Raw genomic sequence first — 255 nt, forward strand, 5'->3', positions numbered from 1 at the left:
CCGACGTGTGCACCCGCCGGGTCGTGGGCTGGCAGGTCGCGACCCACCTGCGCACCGAACTGGCCCTGGACGCTCTGCAGATGGCGTTCTGGGGCCGCGGCCGCGAGGGCGTCGACCTGACCGGATTCACGCATCACTCGGATGAGGGAGTTCAATACGTTGCGGTGAAGTACAGCGAGCGACTCGCCGCCGAGGGTGCGGTCGCGTCGGTCGGCTCAACCGGTGATTCCTACGACAACGCGATGGCCGAAGCGT

General features: G+C 67.8%; 1 pseudogene. It reads left to right on the forward strand.

Features of this window, described 5'->3' with window-relative positions:
• Positions 1-23: 23 nt before the first annotated feature.
• Positions 24-255, forward strand: a pseudogene (locus GTR02_RS22250) (IS3 family transposase); the annotation flags it as partial.

Source organism: Kineococcus siccus (genome assembly GCF_009906795.1).
GTDB lineage: Bacteria > Actinomycetota > Actinomycetes > Actinomycetales > Kineococcaceae > Kineococcus > Kineococcus siccus.